Source organism: Psychrobacter sp. 1Y11 (genome assembly GCF_052259045.1).
Taxonomy (GTDB): domain Bacteria; phylum Pseudomonadota; class Gammaproteobacteria; order Pseudomonadales; family Moraxellaceae; genus Psychrobacter.
Genome location: NZ_JBQQER010000012.1, coordinates 39989 through 55729, shown reverse-complemented (window position 1 = coordinate 55729; position 15741 = coordinate 39989). Strand labels below are relative to the sequence as shown.

The 15741-nt window shown below is 45.9% G+C and carries 21 protein-coding genes; 17 read left to right on the top strand and 4 right to left on the bottom strand.

The window, feature by feature from the left end:
* Positions 1-43 precede the first annotated feature (43 nt).
* The 4 genes from gatB to gatC all read right to left on the bottom strand — a co-directional run bounded on the left by gatB (position 44) and on the right by gatC (position 4100).
* Complete coding sequence (gatB, locus tag ACTXGJ_RS10730; RefSeq protein ID WP_443565949.1) at positions 44-1549, bottom strand: Asp-tRNA(Asn)/Glu-tRNA(Gln) amidotransferase subunit GatB; 1506 nt, start codon at positions 1547-1549, stop codon at positions 44-46.
* A gap of 212 nt (positions 1550-1761) precedes the next feature.
* Entirely contained in the window at positions 1762-2100 is a 339-nt protein-coding gene (locus ACTXGJ_RS10725) for a hypothetical protein (RefSeq protein WP_443565948.1), read from the bottom strand.
* A gap of 85 nt (positions 2101-2185) precedes the next feature.
* A complete protein-coding gene (gene gatA, locus ACTXGJ_RS10720; RefSeq protein ID WP_443565947.1) occupies positions 2186-3682 on the bottom strand; it encodes an Asp-tRNA(Asn)/Glu-tRNA(Gln) amidotransferase subunit GatA in 1497 nt (498 codons plus the stop codon).
* A 91-nt stretch (positions 3683-3773) separates the two neighbouring features.
* The gene (gene gatC / locus ACTXGJ_RS10715; RefSeq protein ID WP_439244077.1) at positions 3774-4100 is read right to left on the bottom strand and encodes an Asp-tRNA(Asn)/Glu-tRNA(Gln) amidotransferase subunit GatC; all 327 of its coding nucleotides are present in this window, start codon (positions 4098-4100) and stop codon (positions 3774-3776) included.
* A 626-nt stretch (positions 4101-4726) separates the two neighbouring features.
* On the opposite strand from gatC, the gene ACTXGJ_RS10710 reads away from it, so the two are divergent.
* The 17 genes from ACTXGJ_RS10710 (at position 4727) to rplN (ending at position 15739) form a co-directional block, all read left to right on the top strand.
* Entirely contained in the window at positions 4727-5764 is a 1038-nt protein-coding gene (locus ACTXGJ_RS10710) for a rod shape-determining protein (protein ID WP_025644429.1), read from the top strand.
* Between the two features lie 145 nt (positions 5765-5909).
* Complete coding sequence (gene mreC, locus ACTXGJ_RS10705; RefSeq protein ID WP_439244079.1) at positions 5910-6764, top strand: rod shape-determining protein MreC; 855 nt, start codon at positions 5910-5912, stop codon at positions 6762-6764.
* Positions 6765-6806: 42 nt separating this feature from the next.
* Positions 6807-7292, top strand: coding sequence for a rod shape-determining protein MreD (mreD, locus tag ACTXGJ_RS10700; protein ID WP_439244080.1), 486 nt, complete (start codon positions 6807-6809; stop codon positions 7290-7292).
* 90 nt (positions 7293-7382) lie between these two features.
* Positions 7383-8042 (top strand): Maf family protein, encoded by a 660-nt coding sequence (locus tag ACTXGJ_RS10695; RefSeq protein ID WP_439244082.1) that lies wholly within the window; start codon positions 7383-7385, stop codon positions 8040-8042.
* A 132-nt stretch (positions 8043-8174) separates the two neighbouring features.
* On the top strand, positions 8175-9818 hold the full coding sequence (locus ACTXGJ_RS10690) for an Rne/Rng family ribonuclease (RefSeq protein ID WP_443565946.1): 1644 nt from the start codon (positions 8175-8177) through the stop codon (positions 9816-9818).
* A gap of 321 nt (positions 9819-10139) precedes the next feature.
* On the top strand, positions 10140-10451 hold the full coding sequence (gene rpsJ / locus ACTXGJ_RS10685; RefSeq protein WP_025644420.1) for a 30S ribosomal protein S10: 312 nt from the start codon (positions 10140-10142) through the stop codon (positions 10449-10451).
* Positions 10452-10499: 48 nt separating this feature from the next.
* On the top strand, positions 10500-11138 hold the full coding sequence (gene rplC / locus ACTXGJ_RS10680) for a 50S ribosomal protein L3 (protein ID WP_025644419.1): 639 nt from the start codon (positions 10500-10502) through the stop codon (positions 11136-11138).
* A gap of 14 nt (positions 11139-11152) precedes the next feature.
* A complete protein-coding gene (gene rplD / locus ACTXGJ_RS10675; protein WP_025644417.1) occupies positions 11153-11755 on the top strand; it encodes a 50S ribosomal protein L4 in 603 nt (200 codons plus the stop codon).
* A complete protein-coding gene (rplW, locus tag ACTXGJ_RS10670; protein WP_025644414.1) occupies positions 11752-12102 on the top strand; it encodes a 50S ribosomal protein L23 in 351 nt (116 codons plus the stop codon). Before rplD ends, rplW begins: the two co-directional genes overlap by 4 nt.
* Before the next feature lie 11 nt (positions 12103-12113).
* Positions 12114-12944, top strand: coding sequence for a 50S ribosomal protein L2 (rplB, locus tag ACTXGJ_RS10665; protein ID WP_439244084.1), 831 nt, complete (start codon positions 12114-12116; stop codon positions 12942-12944).
* An 11-nt stretch (positions 12945-12955) separates the two neighbouring features.
* Positions 12956-13231 (top strand): 30S ribosomal protein S19, encoded by a 276-nt coding sequence (gene rpsS, locus ACTXGJ_RS10660; protein WP_439244085.1) that lies wholly within the window; start codon positions 12956-12958, stop codon positions 13229-13231.
* Positions 13232-13241: 10 nt separating this feature from the next.
* Positions 13242-13571 carry a 50S ribosomal protein L22 gene (rplV, locus tag ACTXGJ_RS10655; protein ID WP_025644408.1) on the top strand — a complete coding sequence of 110 codons (330 nt, stop codon included), beginning with the start codon at positions 13242-13244 and terminating at the stop codon, positions 13569-13571.
* 3 nt (positions 13572-13574) lie between these two features.
* Positions 13575-14303, top strand: coding sequence for a 30S ribosomal protein S3 (gene rpsC, locus ACTXGJ_RS10650; protein ID WP_439244087.1), 729 nt, complete (start codon positions 13575-13577; stop codon positions 14301-14303).
* Between the two features lie 3 nt (positions 14304-14306).
* Positions 14307-14720 carry a 50S ribosomal protein L16 gene (gene rplP / locus ACTXGJ_RS10645; RefSeq protein ID WP_025644399.1) on the top strand — a complete coding sequence of 138 codons (414 nt, stop codon included), beginning with the start codon at positions 14307-14309 and terminating at the stop codon, positions 14718-14720.
* Positions 14720-14917, top strand: a complete 198-nt coding sequence (gene rpmC / locus ACTXGJ_RS10640) for a 50S ribosomal protein L29 (protein ID WP_110923946.1) — start codon at positions 14720-14722, stop codon at positions 14915-14917. Before rplP ends, rpmC begins: the two co-directional genes overlap by 1 nt.
* On the top strand, positions 14914-15189 hold the full coding sequence (gene rpsQ, locus ACTXGJ_RS10635; protein WP_025644394.1) for a 30S ribosomal protein S17: 276 nt from the start codon (positions 14914-14916) through the stop codon (positions 15187-15189). Before rpmC ends, rpsQ begins: the two co-directional genes overlap by 4 nt.
* A 181-nt stretch (positions 15190-15370) precedes the next feature.
* Positions 15371-15739, top strand: a complete 369-nt coding sequence (gene rplN / locus ACTXGJ_RS10630) for a 50S ribosomal protein L14 (RefSeq protein WP_317200662.1) — start codon at positions 15371-15373, stop codon at positions 15737-15739.
* The last annotated feature ends 2 nt before the right edge of the window (positions 15740-15741 follow it).

Below are 15741 nucleotides of genomic sequence, written 5' to 3'. Positions count from 1 at the left end.
CCCTTAATTGCGTTTATAACAGTCATTGTTCTCTGATAAGGCACTAACCCAACAGCTCTTTTAGGATCTGATTGACCTGTTGCGGATTGGCACTTCCGCGACTGGCTTTCATAACTTGCCCGACCAGACCGTTAAAGGCTTTTTCTTTACCGCCTTTATATTCATCGACCATCGCTTGATTATTAGCGATGACTTCTTCGACGATAGCTTTGATCGCGCCAGTGTCAGTCTCTTGCTTAAGACCTTTATCCTTAATGATTTTATCCGCCGCATCATCGCCATCGCCACCTTCACGTGCGTACAAGGCGCTAAAGACTTTTTTGGCGAGTTTACCTGATAAAGTATCATCGAACAGTCTTGCAAGCAGTCCTGCCATTTGCTTAGCACTGATAGGGGAGTCAGTAATATCCGTATCATCTTTATTCAAAGCGCCGAGCAAATCGCCCATGACCCAGTTCGCCGCAGTCTTGGCATTGTCTTGACCGACCTCACTAACGACGGCTTCGAAGTAATCAGCAATCTGACGGCTACCGGTCAAGATACGCGCATCGTATTCAGACAGCTCAAGCTCGCTTTCGAACCGGGCTCGACGGGCAACAGGCAGCTCAGGCATAGCCGCTTTAATCGCATCGACAGTGGCTTGCTCGATACGTACAGGCAGCAGGTCAGGATCAGGGAAATAGCGATAGTCGTTGGCATCTTCTTTGGTACGCATAACGCGGGTTTCGTCTTTTTCAAGATCGTAGAGCATAGTGGCTTGTACGACTTTACCACCGTCCTCGATAATATCGATTTGACGCTCGATCTCACGAGTGATAGCGCGCTCGATAGAGCGAAACGAGTTCAGGTTTTTCAGCTCAGTACGGGTACCAAGCTCACCGCCCGGCTGACGCACAGAAACGTTACAGTCGCAGCGGAACGAGCCTTCTGCCATGATAGCGTCTGAGATGCCAAGCCAAGTCACTAGTTGATGGATGGCTTTGATATAAGCCAAAGCTTCGGCCGCTGAGCGCATATCTGGTTCAGAGACGATCTCGATCAATGGCGTGCCAGCACGGTTAAGATCGACGCCAGTCATACCATCGACCGCATCATGGACAGACTTACCGGCATCTTCTTCTAAATGCGCGCGAGTGATGCCCATACGCTTGGGGTACTCACCCTTTTCGCCTTCATTGACCACTACATCGATGTAGCCTTTGCCGACGATAGGATTGGCCATTTGCGTGATTTGATATCCTTTAGGTAAGTCGGGGTAAAAATAGTTTTTACGATCAAAGGTATTAAATAGTCCTAATTCTGCATCGACGCCGATACCGAACTTCAAGGCGCGGTCGACGACACCAGTATTCAGAACAGGCAATACCCCAGGTAGGCCTAGATCAACGATACTCGCTTGCGTGTTTGGCTCATTACCAAAGTCAGTGGGGGCGCTAGAGAATATTTTACTGTCGGTATTAAGCTGACAGTGAATCTCAATACCGATGACGACCTCAAAGCCGTCGACGAGCAATTCTTTACGAACTGCAAATTCTGTCATTTCCATCATAAAATCCTATCGAAAAAATTTAAAATAAAACAGCGGTATGCTAAAAAAGTAATCTATATTTATGATAGCTAGCGATGATAACAATATTCATAATCGCTTATTTTTGCTTGTCATTACTTAGCCAAGCTAGCGCAGAGTATGTTTTATGCACTATACAAGCGCTGCTTCGACAAGTAGTAAACCTTACACTAGCTCTGCTTTATAAACAGACTTTAATAGCTATTCATCAGTTGGGTATAAGTATCTGAGAAAATCTCGCTATCTTCGCCACTTTGATAAAAAGCAGGGATAATGTAGCTTACCAAGATCTTAAAATCGCCTTGAAGATACAGATGACTTACCAAAGGTTCAGCTTGTTTCGCATCACCTTCTTCAAAACCATAAGGGGCAATCATCTGTTCAAACTTGCTATAAAACTTTTGGAAAAATTCTGGACTATCTTCAAAGTTTTTATCAAAGAATGCCTCTAACTTTTTTAGCTCAGCCTGTAAGCTATTGGCTTGGTCATTATCTAAGCCGTGATCTTGTTTCAACATATCGATAACAGTCATCTTATATCCTTATTAGAGTCCAGTTTTTAATCTTGCGAGACCAAGTAGTCTTATACAGTAAGTGATTCAATCGTCAACAGTTAGCTTATACGTTTTCCTTAGCGATAAGCGAATGCTGTAAATGATGATCGGTATGTTGTTGGAAGAGATGCGCGGTGCTCAGCAGTTTGCTCTCTTGCCAATACTGACCAATGAGTTGTAGGCCTACAGGTAACCCCTCAGAGGTTAGACCTACTGGTTGGCTAAGCGCTGGCAAGCCTGCCAAGTTGACCCCAATAGTATAGACGTCACCTAGATACATAGCGGCTGGATCTAGATCATCACTAAGCTTATATGCAGCGGTCGGTGCGGTTGGACTGGCGATAACATCACAATTAGTAAAGGCTTTTTCAAAGTCCTCAACGATCATACGGCGTACTTTTTGTGCTTTGGTATAATAAGCATCGAAGTAACCCGCTGATAGCGCGTAAGTGCCAGTCAAGATGCGGCGCTGCACCTCAGGGCCGAAACCTTCAGAACGCGTACGCGTATAAAGATCAGTGAGATCCTTTGGATCCTCGCAGCGATAGCCAAAGCGTACGCCATCGAAGCGTGACAAGTTCGAGGAAGCCTCAGCCGGAGCGAGCATATAATAAGTCGCTAGCGTGATATCAGGATTGGTAATGTTAACCTCTACAATTGTCGCGCCTAGCTCTTCGTATTGTTTTAGGGCAGCGCGTACGGTTTGTTCGACCTCTTTATCTAAGCCTTCGGTGAAATATTCCTTCGCGACACCGATCCGTAGTCCGGCAAAAGGTTTGTCGCCAGCAGCAGCTTCGGCATCTTTGATATCTTGCACATAATCTGGAATATCGTGTTTGACTGAGGTGGCATCACGCTCATCAAAGCTGACCATCGGCTGCAATAAATAAGCACAATCTTGGGCGCTGCGGCCCATCGTACCGGCTTGATCTAAGCTTGAAGCATAAGCAATCATGCCAAAGCGCGAGACGCGGCCATAAGTCGGCTTGATACCGGTTAAACCACAAAACGATGCCGGCTGACGAATAGAGCCGCCAGTATCACTAGCCGTTGCCATAGGCACAAAGCCTGCCGCTACTGCTGCTGCACTACCACCAGACGACCCGCCAGGAACGCGCTCTAGATTCCAAGGGTTTTGTACCTTGCCATAATAAGAGCTGCTATTGTCTGAGCCCATCGCAAACTCATCCATATTGAGCTTACCTAAATTAATCATCCCTGCCTCGCGGATATTGCTAACGATAGTGGCATCATAAGGCGAGATAAAGTTATGCAACATTTTTGAGCCGCAAGTAGTGAGCACACCTTGGGTACAAAAGATATCTTTGTGCGCCATCGGTACGCCTAACAAGGGACGCTTATCGCCTTGGGCACGCATACCGTCTGCCGCCTGCGCTTGCGCACGGGCCGTGTCAAAAGTAGGGGTAATAAAACTATTGATCTGACTATCTAAGCTTTCTATGCGCTTGATGTAGTGATCGGTTAATTCCGCGCTGCTGAATTGTTTGTCCTGCAAGCCTGTAATCAGCTGCTCGGTGGATAAGAGATGCATCTCAGACATAAGGTGTCGTCCGTTATAGTTATAAAGCTAATGAATATAAAGCTAAATGAGAAATAAAAGTAGAAGGGCCTAATAAGCTGGTATCTATAAGCTATTCAATGACTTGCGGTACGAGATAGAGCCCATCTTCAACCGCCGGTGCCATGGACTGGTTGCGCTCGCGATCGATATCATGCTTGGCGACATCGCTCCGCAGCGCTTGGCAGACTTCATGAATATTAGATAAAGCCGTAACGCCTGTGGTGTCAACGCTGCCTAAAGTCTTCATTAAACCTAAAACCTTACTGATATCTTCAGCGTAGCTGCCAGCGGTGTCTTTATCCACTCCTAAACGTGCTAAGGTAGCGATTTCTAAAATCTCTTCACGGCTCACATGGTCGTGATCAATAGAAGTTTTGTCGGGTGCTTGCTGTGACATAATTTCTCCAACGGAAAGTAAAATAGTAGATAGGGTTGCTACTCCTTGATAAGTCTCATTAATAAGAGAAGCTTACCAGTATTCAAAAGTTTAAAGGGGTAGCTGATGAGTGATAGTCATATGAGTGTTATTATAAAGCATCTAACCTAAGTTTACAGAGTAGAGGCGCACATTAGCCACCAATTGACCACAATGTATTGACGGCTTTGCACTAAACCAGATCTTTATTTCTAATATTATGGTCATTATTGCTACTGCCATTTCATCATATCTTAATGAGAGGCCGTTTCAGCTATAAATCTGTTGTTATGAGTGTAGCGTCATAATAAAAACTAGCATACAGAGGAGACACCTTGTATCTTAGTTACAGCAATCATCAACGGCATCGCTTTAGTTTCTGTAACAAATTCTAGCATTTAAGATGTTATTTATTGCTTCACTCCTGTAAATACCCATGTTTTTTCCGTCCTAAATCGGTATAATTTAGCCCACTTTCACCTTTGTAGTTTAGGGCCCTCTTGTTGCACAGGTAAGCTTTCGTTACCATAGGCGGTAAATGCTGATCTTGTAATACTAATAAGTAGGCCTTAGCCGCCTCATTTGCCTTCATTTGTAAGACGCTGGATATAATAGTCATGAACCTGTTTGGATTTTTATCAAGTAACATCGCCATTGATCTTGGCACTGCCAACACCTTAATTTTTATCCCTAATAAAGGGGTAGTGCTCGATGAGCCGACGGTCGTTGCTTTGCGCAGCAATCGCACCCAAAATCCGACGGTTGCCGCCGTAGGTATCGATGCCAAGCAAATGCTAGGTCGAACACCGGCGAATATTACCGCTATTAGACCCTTAAAAGACGGCGTCATCGCTGATTTTGAAGTGACACAAAAGATGCTCAAGCATTTTATTACCAAGGTAAAAGCCAAGCGCTTTTTGGCCCAACCCAATGTAGTCGTTTGTGTGCCTTGCAAATCCACCTTAGTAGAGCGCAAAGCGATTCGCGAAGCGGTATCTTCAGCGGGCGCAAGTAAGGTGTTGTTGTTAGAGGAGCCGATGGCGGCCGCTATTGGCGCAGGCATGCCAGTCCATGAAGCAAGCGGCTCTATGGTGGTTGATATCGGCGGCGGCACCACTGAGATTGCGGTTATCGCGCTATCTGGCTGTGTTTATGCCGAATCTATCCGTATTGGCGGTGATATCTTTGATGAAGCGATCATCACTCATGTACGCCGTACTCACGGCTGCGTTATCGGTGAAACGACTGCCGAGCGCATCAAGACCGAAGTCGGTTCAGCGCTTAATGAAGAAGAGCAGCTAGAAGTAGAAGTTCGTGGCCGTAGTATGGCTGAAGGGGTGCCAAAGACATTTACGATCAATTCGCAAGAGATTCAAAAGGCGCTAAGCGATCCTTTGAGCGGTATCGTCAGTGCAGTAAAAGCCGCGCTTGAGCAGACGCCGCCTGAGCTATCTTCAGATATTGCTGAGCGCGGTATTGTGTTGACCGGTGGCGGTGCTTTGCTGCGCGATTTGGATAAACTCGTCTCTAGAGAGACTGGCTTACCAGTGACGGTCGCTGAAGATCCGCTGACTTGTGTCAGTCGCGGCGGCGGTATGGCGCTTGATTTTATTAATAATAAAAGCTTGAACATGATCTTTGTCTAAACGCCTGAATAAATGAGTAATCATCGTTAGCATAACCTCATTAGATTTATTGATAAAGGCGGTCACTAAGACGGCCTTTATTGCTATTAGCTCAGCAAACCTTAAACGCTTAGAACTTTATACTCTTTAAAAAGCTAGATCTTATATGACTCCAAGTATTTTTGCTCGTCAGCCTTTGTCATTACGCATCACTGCTATCGCTCTGATAGTGGCTTTGGTTTTGATGTGGTTTGATAGTAAAAACCCAGAGTGGTTTAAGCCGATACGCGATACTAGTCATGCCTCTATGCAGCCGATTTACCAGTCAGCGATATTACCAAGTTATGCCAAACACTGGGCGAGCGGCAGTTTGGAGTCAAAAGAATCACTGCGCCGCGAAAACGTGCAACTCAAGTCGCAGTTGCTGCATGCGCAGGCTAAGCTACAACAGCAAGATTATATTCTGGCGCAAAACGCGCGGTTGCAAGGTATTTTATCGACCACAAGGCCCGAACAGTTCGATCTCAATCTTGCACAAGTTATCGGCACCGATACTAACCTGCTCAAGCAAATCGTGGTGATTAACAAAGGCGAGCGCGATGGCGTCCAAGTGGCACAGACGGTCATCGATGAGCATGGCATATTAGGGCAAGTTATCAATGTCTATCCTAATACTAGCCGCGTATTACTCATTAGTGATGAGCAGCAATCAGTGGCAGTGACGGTCAAGCGCACCGGTCAGCGCGCTATCGTTACGGGCGTAGGTTTGCCTACTTCTTTGAGTCTAAACTATGTATTTAAAACCTCAGACGTGCGCGTTGGTGATGTGCTGATATCCTCAGGACTTGGCGGCCGTATTCCAGCGGGCTACCGCGTCGGTACGATTGCCCATATCGAAGACACACAAGCGGATAACTTCAAGAGTATCAAGGTAACGCCCGCGGCCAATTTTGTTGATAATGCTTATGTCTTAGTGCTGCAGGATAAAGAGCGCCCTATTAATCAGGCAGCTAGTAATTAACCAGTCAGCAATCATCGCTAAGCTTTTGCACAGGTAGTACTTATGGCGTATCCGGATTCTGAACACCCTACTGGGCTATTGATAAGCGCTATGGTTTTGAGCTTCATAGTAGCTTCATCGCTTAGCGTCTATCCTTTGAGCCAGTATTTGGCAACGCTACGACCTTTGTTTATGGTGATGGTGCTTATTTTTTGGCTATTATTCCAGCCACGCTACGCTGGGGTTTTTCTCGCCTTTGCTGTGGGTCTTATCGCTGATTTATTGACCGATAGCCTTCTTGGACAGCAGGCTTTTGCCGCTGTCGTAGTCGCTTTTACGATTAAAATCTCTAGTATTTATCTTAAGCAGTTAAATACGCTTAGCGCTTGGATAATTGCTGGTTTAAGTTTATTCATATTTCAATTGACTCTGTGGCTATTACAAATAATCACCCAAAGCACTTTTGTCGCCCAGTCCGCTTTTTCATTAGTGTTAAGTATCATTAGCTGGCCATTGGTACTCTTAGCTTTACGCAAATTTACTCGTTAAGCTTAGTCATAGGTTTATAAACTAAGCCTAACTATAAGCTTTTGAGACTTTATAAATCCTCGCCTTTATCAGTAAATCTTTAAGTATATTATGTCTAATATCATTTTAGCGTCTGGCTCGCCGCGTCGTCGTGAGCTGCTAACTTTGGCTCAATTGAGCTTTAGAACCATGAGCGTCGATATCGACGAGACCCCTTTCAGCGATGAGCTGCCCACCACTTATATAGAGCGTATGGTCAAAGACAAGTCTGATGCGGCTATTGAGCAGTTGAATTTACAGCTAGCAGCTAGTGCTGAGCGTGCGGACTTTTCAAGTTTGCGTACGGCTATTGTGTTGACCGCAGATACCATTGGCGTGCTAGCTGATGGCAAAACAGTGTTGGTCAAGCCAGTCGATCGCGCTCATGCTCATAGTATGTGGCAGCAGATGTCGGATAGCACTCATCAAGTCTGGACCGCGGTACGCGCGGTCAAGGTGCAGCTCATTAATGCGGGTAGAAATGAAGCGCGGTGGCAGATCATAGCCGAGCAGCAAATTATGGAAAGTACCGATGTCAGCTTTATCCCATTGACTAGCGCGATGATGGATAGCTATTGGGATAGCGGTGAGCCAGCAGACAAAGCGGGTGGTTATGCTATACAAGGATTGGCAGCCGCTTGGGTCACCCGTATCAATGGCAGTTATACTAATGTGGTAGGCCTACCTTTGGCGCAGACCTTAGCAGTGATTGACCAGCTGCAAGTCAGCTAAGAGAAGCAAACTCACATAATGATACGGCAGGGTAGTGGGCAGAAGAGTGTGCTATTTGCTACACTATAAATCTTTAAAGAGAGTCACTGTCAATAAAGCTGTGTCATATAAGACCATATAAGAAGAGGCATTATGTCTGAAGAGCTGCTGATAAATGTTAGTCCGATGGAATCACGCGTAGCAGTTATGGATAATGGGGTACTCAGTGAGATCTACATTGAGCGCCATCATAAACTTGGCTTAGTTGGCAACATTTATTTAGGGACAGTGGTACGAGTACTACCTGGCATGCAGGCTGCTTTTGTCGACATTGGCCAATCGCGCACCGCTTTTTTGCACGTCAATGACATGCAGCGTCCTCCTAGATCTATAAGTAAAAGCGAGCTTAGCCACAAGGAAAATCCACAAGCGAGTGATAACCAAACGACTAGCACGCTTAAGATGCAACAAGACAAAGCTGAAAGCTTAGTGTCGACACTCGCTGCAACGCCGCCGGTAGTAAGCGCTGAAAGCACAGAAGTCAAAACCACCGAAATCGTTTCAGCGGCTAGCCAAAACCTCATTCAACATCGCCTGCACGAAGGTCAACGCATTTTAGTGCAGGTCACTAAGGATCAGCTGGGTAGTAAAGGCGCACGCCTCACCACTAATATCTCTTTGCCGTCGCGTTATTTGGTGTATTTGCCATCCAGCGATCATATCGGCATCTCCCAGCGTATCGATGGCGAGGAGGAGCGTACGCGCCTAAAGACTGAGCTGACTTGTCTGATGCAAACCGTCAACCTGCAAGGTGGCCTGATCGCTCGTACTGCCGCTGAGCGCGTCCCGGTAAATAAGCTTGAAGAAGATATCTACTATCTGTTGCAGCTATGGCGTACTATTGGTGCCCGCCGGCAAGAAATGAGCCATCATCAAAGCTCGGAGCTGATTTATCAAGAGCTGTCATTGCCGCTGCGCTCCATCCGTGATTTAGTCCATATCGATACCGAAAAGGTCATTATTGATAACGCGCAAATCTACGCGCAACTGCGCCACTTTGCCAAAGAGTTTGTGCCTTTTGTTTATGATCGCATAACTCATTATACCGCTGAGCCGGCCTTGTTTGATGTACACCGTGTTGAGGATGACTTAAGTGACGCTCTTAAACGCCGGGTGAATCTAAAATCAGGGGGCTATCTGATTATTGATCAAACTGAGGCGATGACCACTATCGATGTCAATACTGGCTCTTTTGTTGGTGGTAGATCGCTTGAGGATACCGTTTATAAAACCAACCTAGAAGCTACGCACGCAATAGCACGTCAACTGCGCTTGCGTAACTTAGGCGGTATTATCATTCTTGATTTTATTGATATGCTTGAGCAAGAGCATAAGGATGATGTCCTAAGTAGCTTACAGCAGCAATTGACCGAAGATTATGCCAAAACTAATATCACCCAAGTCAGCGAGCTGGGTCTGGTGGAGATGACCCGTAAGCGCACCCGTGAGTCATTAGGCCAACAGCTGTGTGAGCCGTGTGCCACTTGCGAAGGACGCGGTTTTGTCAAAACCGCTGAGACCGTCTGCTTTGAGATATTTCGCGAAATTATGCGCTGCGCGCGCACCTACAACTCACCAAAGAAGTTCACCGTCGTCGCGCATGCAGCAGTGATCGACTTACTGCTAACCACAGAGGCCGATACTGTCGCTGATTTAGAGTATCTACTAGGCCGGGTCATTACCTTTGAGGTGGAGAATTTATATACTCAAGAACAGTACGATATTGTTTTGGATTAATATTACCCTTGCAATGAGCGACAAGGTGTGTATAATACACACCACTGAATTATAAGCATCCGCCTAAGAAAAAAGCGGCTGCTATGACAGCTAGAGCATCGTTTCTAGCACTATTTCATTATGGCTTTGCTGATTTTCCGATAACTGGAAGAGTCGGCGGGGCTTTAAATTATTTTGCTTTTGGCACGCTGCTGGTTCTCTTCAAGAGACAATTCTGAGATAGAATGGGAAGCCGCTTAAAGTAGATCTTTAACCAAACGGCTTATGTTTATCCACTTGCAGCGCAAGAATGAACAAAGCACATATTAGGAGCTTGCTGGCATGGCTAACCAGAGAATCCGTATCCGTCTTAAGTCTTTTGATCATCGCCTGATTGATCAATCGGCACAAGAGATTGTTGATACAGCAAAGCGCACCGGTGCGCAAGTTTGTGGTCCTGTACCGTTGCCGACTCGCATTGAGCGCTTCGACGTTTTAACCTCGCCACACGTCAACAAAGACGCGCGTGACCAGTACGAAATCCGTACTCACAAGCGTATGGTTGATATCGTTCAGCCTACTGACAAAACTGTGGACGCGTTAATGAAGTTAGATTTAGCGGCAGGTGTTGACGTCCAAATTGCTTTGGGTTAATACGCAACAACGCCCAATCCATTAATAGAAGATATAAAGAGGTTTAAAATGGCGATCGGTTTAGTCGGTAAAAAATGCGGCATGACCCGAATCTTCACAGAAGCAGGTGTTTCTATCCCTGTTACTGTGATTGAGGTCGATGCAAACCGCATTACTCAAGTAAAAAGTAATGACGTAGATGGTTATCAAGCCATCCAAATCACCACAGGCACTCGTCGTGACAGCCGCGTAACTGCAGCTCAAAAAGGTCACTTCGCAAAAGCTGGCGTTAAAGCGGGCCGCGGTGTTTGGGAATTTCGTACCAATGATAGCGACCTTGAAGGCCGTGAGATTGGTGGTGAGATCCTAGCTGACTTGTTCGAACAAGGTCAGATTGTTGATGTCACAGGACAGAGTAAAGGTAAAGGCTTTCAAGGCGGCGTAAAGCGTCACAACTTTAGCATGCAAGACGCCACTCATGGTAACTCAGTCTCTCATCGTGCCCTTGGTTCAACTGGTCAAAACCAGTCACCAGGTAAAGTATTCAAAGGCAAAAAGATGCCAGGTCAGATGGGTAACAAACGCGTCACCGTACAGGGCCTAGAAGTGGTCTCAGTTGATGCTGAAAAAGGGTTACTTGTCATCAAGGGTGCCATCCCTGGTGCCACCGGTGGCGACGTCATCGTACGTCCGTCAGTCAAAGCCTAAGCAAGGGGATTAACGTGGATTTAAAAACAGTTACAGGTGCGGCGGTTGAGCTTTCTGATACGGCTTTTGGTCGTGAATTCAACGAAGCATTAGTGCATCAAGTCGTCACCGCTTATTTAGCTGGTGCTCGCCAAGGTACACGTGCGCAAAAAACCCGTGCCGAAGTTTCTGGCGGTGGCATCAAGCCATGGCGCCAAAAAGGTACTGGTCGCGCTCGTGCAGGCTCTATTCGTAGCCCAATCTGGCGTTCTGGTGGTCGTGCATTTGCCGCGAAACCACAAGACTGGTCACAAAAAGTTAACCGCAAAATGTACCGCGGTGCTATGCAGTGCATCCTAGCTGAACTCATTCGCCAAGAGCGTTTGATTTTGGTTGAAGAAATAAGTGTTTCTGCACCTAAGACCAAAGAGCTGATCGCAAAGCTAAATGAATTAGATGCACCTCGTGCATTAATCGTCACCAAAGAAGTTGACGAGAATTTATATTTAGCCGCTCGCAACATTCCACACGTCAATGTACTAGGTACATCTGAAGTGGATCCGGTGAGCCTGATCGCCTTTGACAAAGTCATCATGTCAGTTGAAGCTGCGAAACAATTTGAGGAAGCACTAGCATGAATAACGCAAGACTTTATCAGGTCTTAAGAGGACCTGTATTCTCAGAAAAATCTCAAATGCTTGGTGATTCATTTGGTGTGCAAGTATTCAAAGTTGATTCTAATGCCACTAAGCTTGAAATCAAAAAAGCAGTTGAGTTGATGTTTGAAGGTGTTGAAGTCACTAAAGTGAACACTTTGAATGTTAAAGGTAAGACAAAGCGTTTTGGTAGAAGCATCGGCCGTCGTAATGACTTCAAAAAAGCCTATGTTACCTTAAAAGCTGGTCAAGATGTACAAATGGCTGATGCTGGTGAAGAGGTCGCAAATACGACTGATTCTACTAGTGAAACAGCGAACAACGAATAAGGATTACACTCATGCCTATCGTAAAAGCAAAGCCAACATCACCAGGCCGTCGTTTTGTTGAAAAAGTGGTGCATCCACACCTTTATAAAGGTCGTCCTTATGCAGCACTTGTCGAATCAAAAGGTAAGTCAGGTGGTCGTAATAACAATGGTCGCATAACCACTCGTCACATTGGCGGCGGTCACAAGCATCATTATCGTATTATTGACTTCAAACGTACTAAAGACAATATCCCAGCGACAGTTGAGCGTATCGAATACGATCCTAACCGTACTGCTCATATTGCTCTACTTAAGTACGCTGATGGCGAGCGCCGTTATATCATTGCTGCTAAGAAGCAAAAAGTTGGCGATTCTGTACTATCGGGCGATACTGCTCCGATTCGTCCAGGTAACTGTATGCCGCTTAAAAACATCCCTTTGGGTACTGTGATCCATAATATCGAACTTAAAATCGGTAAAGGCGCACAGATGGCTCGTTCAGCGGGTGCAAGCGTTCAGTTACTAGGTCGTGATGGTATTTACGCCATTCTACGTCTACGTTCAGGTGAGACTCGCCGTGTACACGTTGAGTGCCGTGCGGTTATCGGTGAAGTATCAAACACTGAAAACAACTTGAAGTCACTTGGTAAAGCCGGTGCATCACGTTGGCGTGGTGTTCGTCCTTCTGTCCGCGGTGTCGCTATGAACCCGGTTGACCACCCACATGGTGGTGGTGAAGGTCGTGTTAAAGGTCGCCATCCAACTAGCCCTTGGGGTCAGAAGTCTAAAGGACTTAAAACGCGTCATAATAAGCGTACTGACAATATGATCATCCGTCGCCGCCGCGCCAAGAAGAAATAAGGAAGAATTTCATGCCTCGTTCATTGAAAAAAGGTCCATTCATTGATGCGCATTTGTTTGCCAAAGTTGAGACTGCAATTGACACCAACTCACGCAAGCCCATTAAAACATGGTCGCGTCGCTCGATGATTCTGCCCCAAATGGTTGGCTTAACGTTATCTGTTCATAATGGCCGTACTCACGTACCGGTTATCATAAGCGAGCAGATGGTTGGTCATAAACTAGGTGAATTTGCCCCGACTCGTACATATCGTGGTCATGGCATTGACAGAAAAGCAAAAAGATAAGGTGCTTACCATGGAAGTAACTGCAAAATTACGCGGTGCCGCCATCTCGGCACAAAAAGTTAGACTCGTTGCTGATGAAGTTCGTGGCAAGCCGATTGAGCGTGCTTTGGATATCCTAACGTATAGCAATAAAAAAGGCGCTGTGTTCGTTAAGAAATGCCTTAACTCAGCCATCGCCAATGCCGAACATAATCACGGCTTAGATATCGACGACCTAAAAGTCGCCACTATCTACGTTGATGAAGGCATTACGCTAAAGCGTATCCTACCACGTGCTAAGGGTCGCGCTGATCGTATCAGTAAGCGTACCTGTCACATCACTATAAAGGTAGGAGAATAAGCTATGGGTCAGAAAGTACATCCAATCGGAATTCGTCTTGGTGTTGTTAAAAAGCATAACGCAAACTGGTATGCTGATCCAAAGCAATACTCAGAATACCTCATCAACGACATTCAAGTTCGTGAATATCTACGTAAAAAGCTAGATAACGCCATGATCAGCAACATCACGATCGAGCGTCCTACTGGCGCCGCTAAGATCACCATCGCCACTGCGCGTCCTGGTATCGTTATCGGTAAGAAAGGCGAAGATATCGAAAGACTTCAAAAAGAATTGACCAAAATTATGGGCGTACCTGCTCAGGTCAACATTGAAGAAATCACCTCGCCTGATCTTGATGCACGTCTAGTTGCTGATGGTATTGGTAGCCAGCTTGAGCGCCGTGTGATGTTCCGCCGTGCTATGAAGCGCGCGGTACAAAACAGCATGCGTTCTGGTGCTAAAGGTATCAAAGTTGAGCTCTCTGGTCGTTTAGGCGGCGCTGAGATTGCTCGTACTGAATGGTACCGTGAAGGTCGTGTGCCCTTGCATACACTACGTGCTGACATTGATTACGCATCAGTACGTGCGGAAACCACTTACGGCACTATCGGTGTAAAAGTTTGGATCTTCCGCGGTGAAATCCTTGACGGTATGAACAGTGTTTATAATCCGGTCAAAGAAGAGCAGACTCGTGCGCCAAAACGCCGTGGTCGCGGAAACGGAAACCGTCGAAACTCAGACAGAGGTTAAACTATGTTACAGCCAAAACGTACCAAGTTTCGTAAAATGCACAAAGGTCGTAACACAGGGCTCGCTCATCGTGGAAGCACCGTTGCATTTGGACAAATTGGTCTAAAATCTTTGACTCGTGGTCGTATGACTGCCCGTCAAATTGAAGCAGCACGTCGTACCATCACCCGTAAAATTAAGCGTGGCGGTAAGATTTGGATTCGTGTCTTCCCAGACAAGCCGATTACTAATAAGCCTCTAGAAGTACGTATGGGTAAAGGTAAAGGTCCTGTCGAGTATTGGGTCTGCGAAATCAAACCTGGTAAAGTGCTATATGAAATCGAAGGGGTTTCAGAAGAGCTTGCTCGCGATGCCTTAACGCTTGCAGCAGCTAAACTGCCCTTTAAAACTACCATTGTTAAGCGGACGATAATGTAATGAAGATCAGTGAATTACGTGATAAATCATTAGAAGAACTGACCCAGTTACTTGATGAAAAGCAACTTGATGCTTTCCGTATTCGTATGGCTAAAGCAACCGGTCAGTTGGGGAATACCCATGAAGTCAGAGGCAATCGTCGTACGATTGCTCAGCTTCAGACTTTGATCAACGAGAAACAACGAGGCGACTCATGAGCGATAACAATCAAGCAACTACCAATGCTAGCGTCCTAACTGGTCGTGTTGTCAGCAACAAGATGGATAAGTCCATCACGGTTTTGATTGAGCGTCTGGTTCGTCATCCTTTGTATGGCAAGCAGCTTCGTCGTTCTACTAAAATCAAAGCCCACGATGAGAACAATGTCTGCCAACAAGGCGACCTTGTCCGCATCAAAGAAACGCGTCCAATCTCAAAAACAAAGTCTTGGACTTTAGTTGACGTGGTTGAAACTGTAGAAAAAATTTAAGTAAATTGCATTGAAAGTCAGAAGCTGTTAAAATATCCGCCTTTTTAGGGATGCTGATTGCGCCGAGCGTTTATCACACACCTATGAGTAAAATGCGGCTACTAGTGTAAACCTGCCGCTTACTCATACTGTGCTAGCGGCAGCAACTGGCTTTTATTGCTCATACGTGTGGAGTAACGCTATGATTCAGGTCGAATCTATGCTGGAAGTTGCAGACAATAGCGGTGCAAGAAGAGTTCAGTGCATTAAAGTACTGGGTGGTTCTCATCGTCGTTATGCATCTGTCGGCGATATCATTAAGATAACGGTTAAAGAAGCTATTCCTCGTGGTCGTGTTAAAAAAGGCGACGTGATGAATGCGGTAGTTGTACGTACCAAAAAAGGCGTTCGTCGCCCTGATGGTTCAGTGATTCGTTTTGATGACAATGCTGCGGTATTGCTCAATCAAAATAAAGCACCTATTGCAACTCGTATTTTTGGACCGGTAACTCGTGAACTACGTGGTGATCAGTTTATGAAAATTGTATCCCTAGCACCAGAAGTATTGTGAGG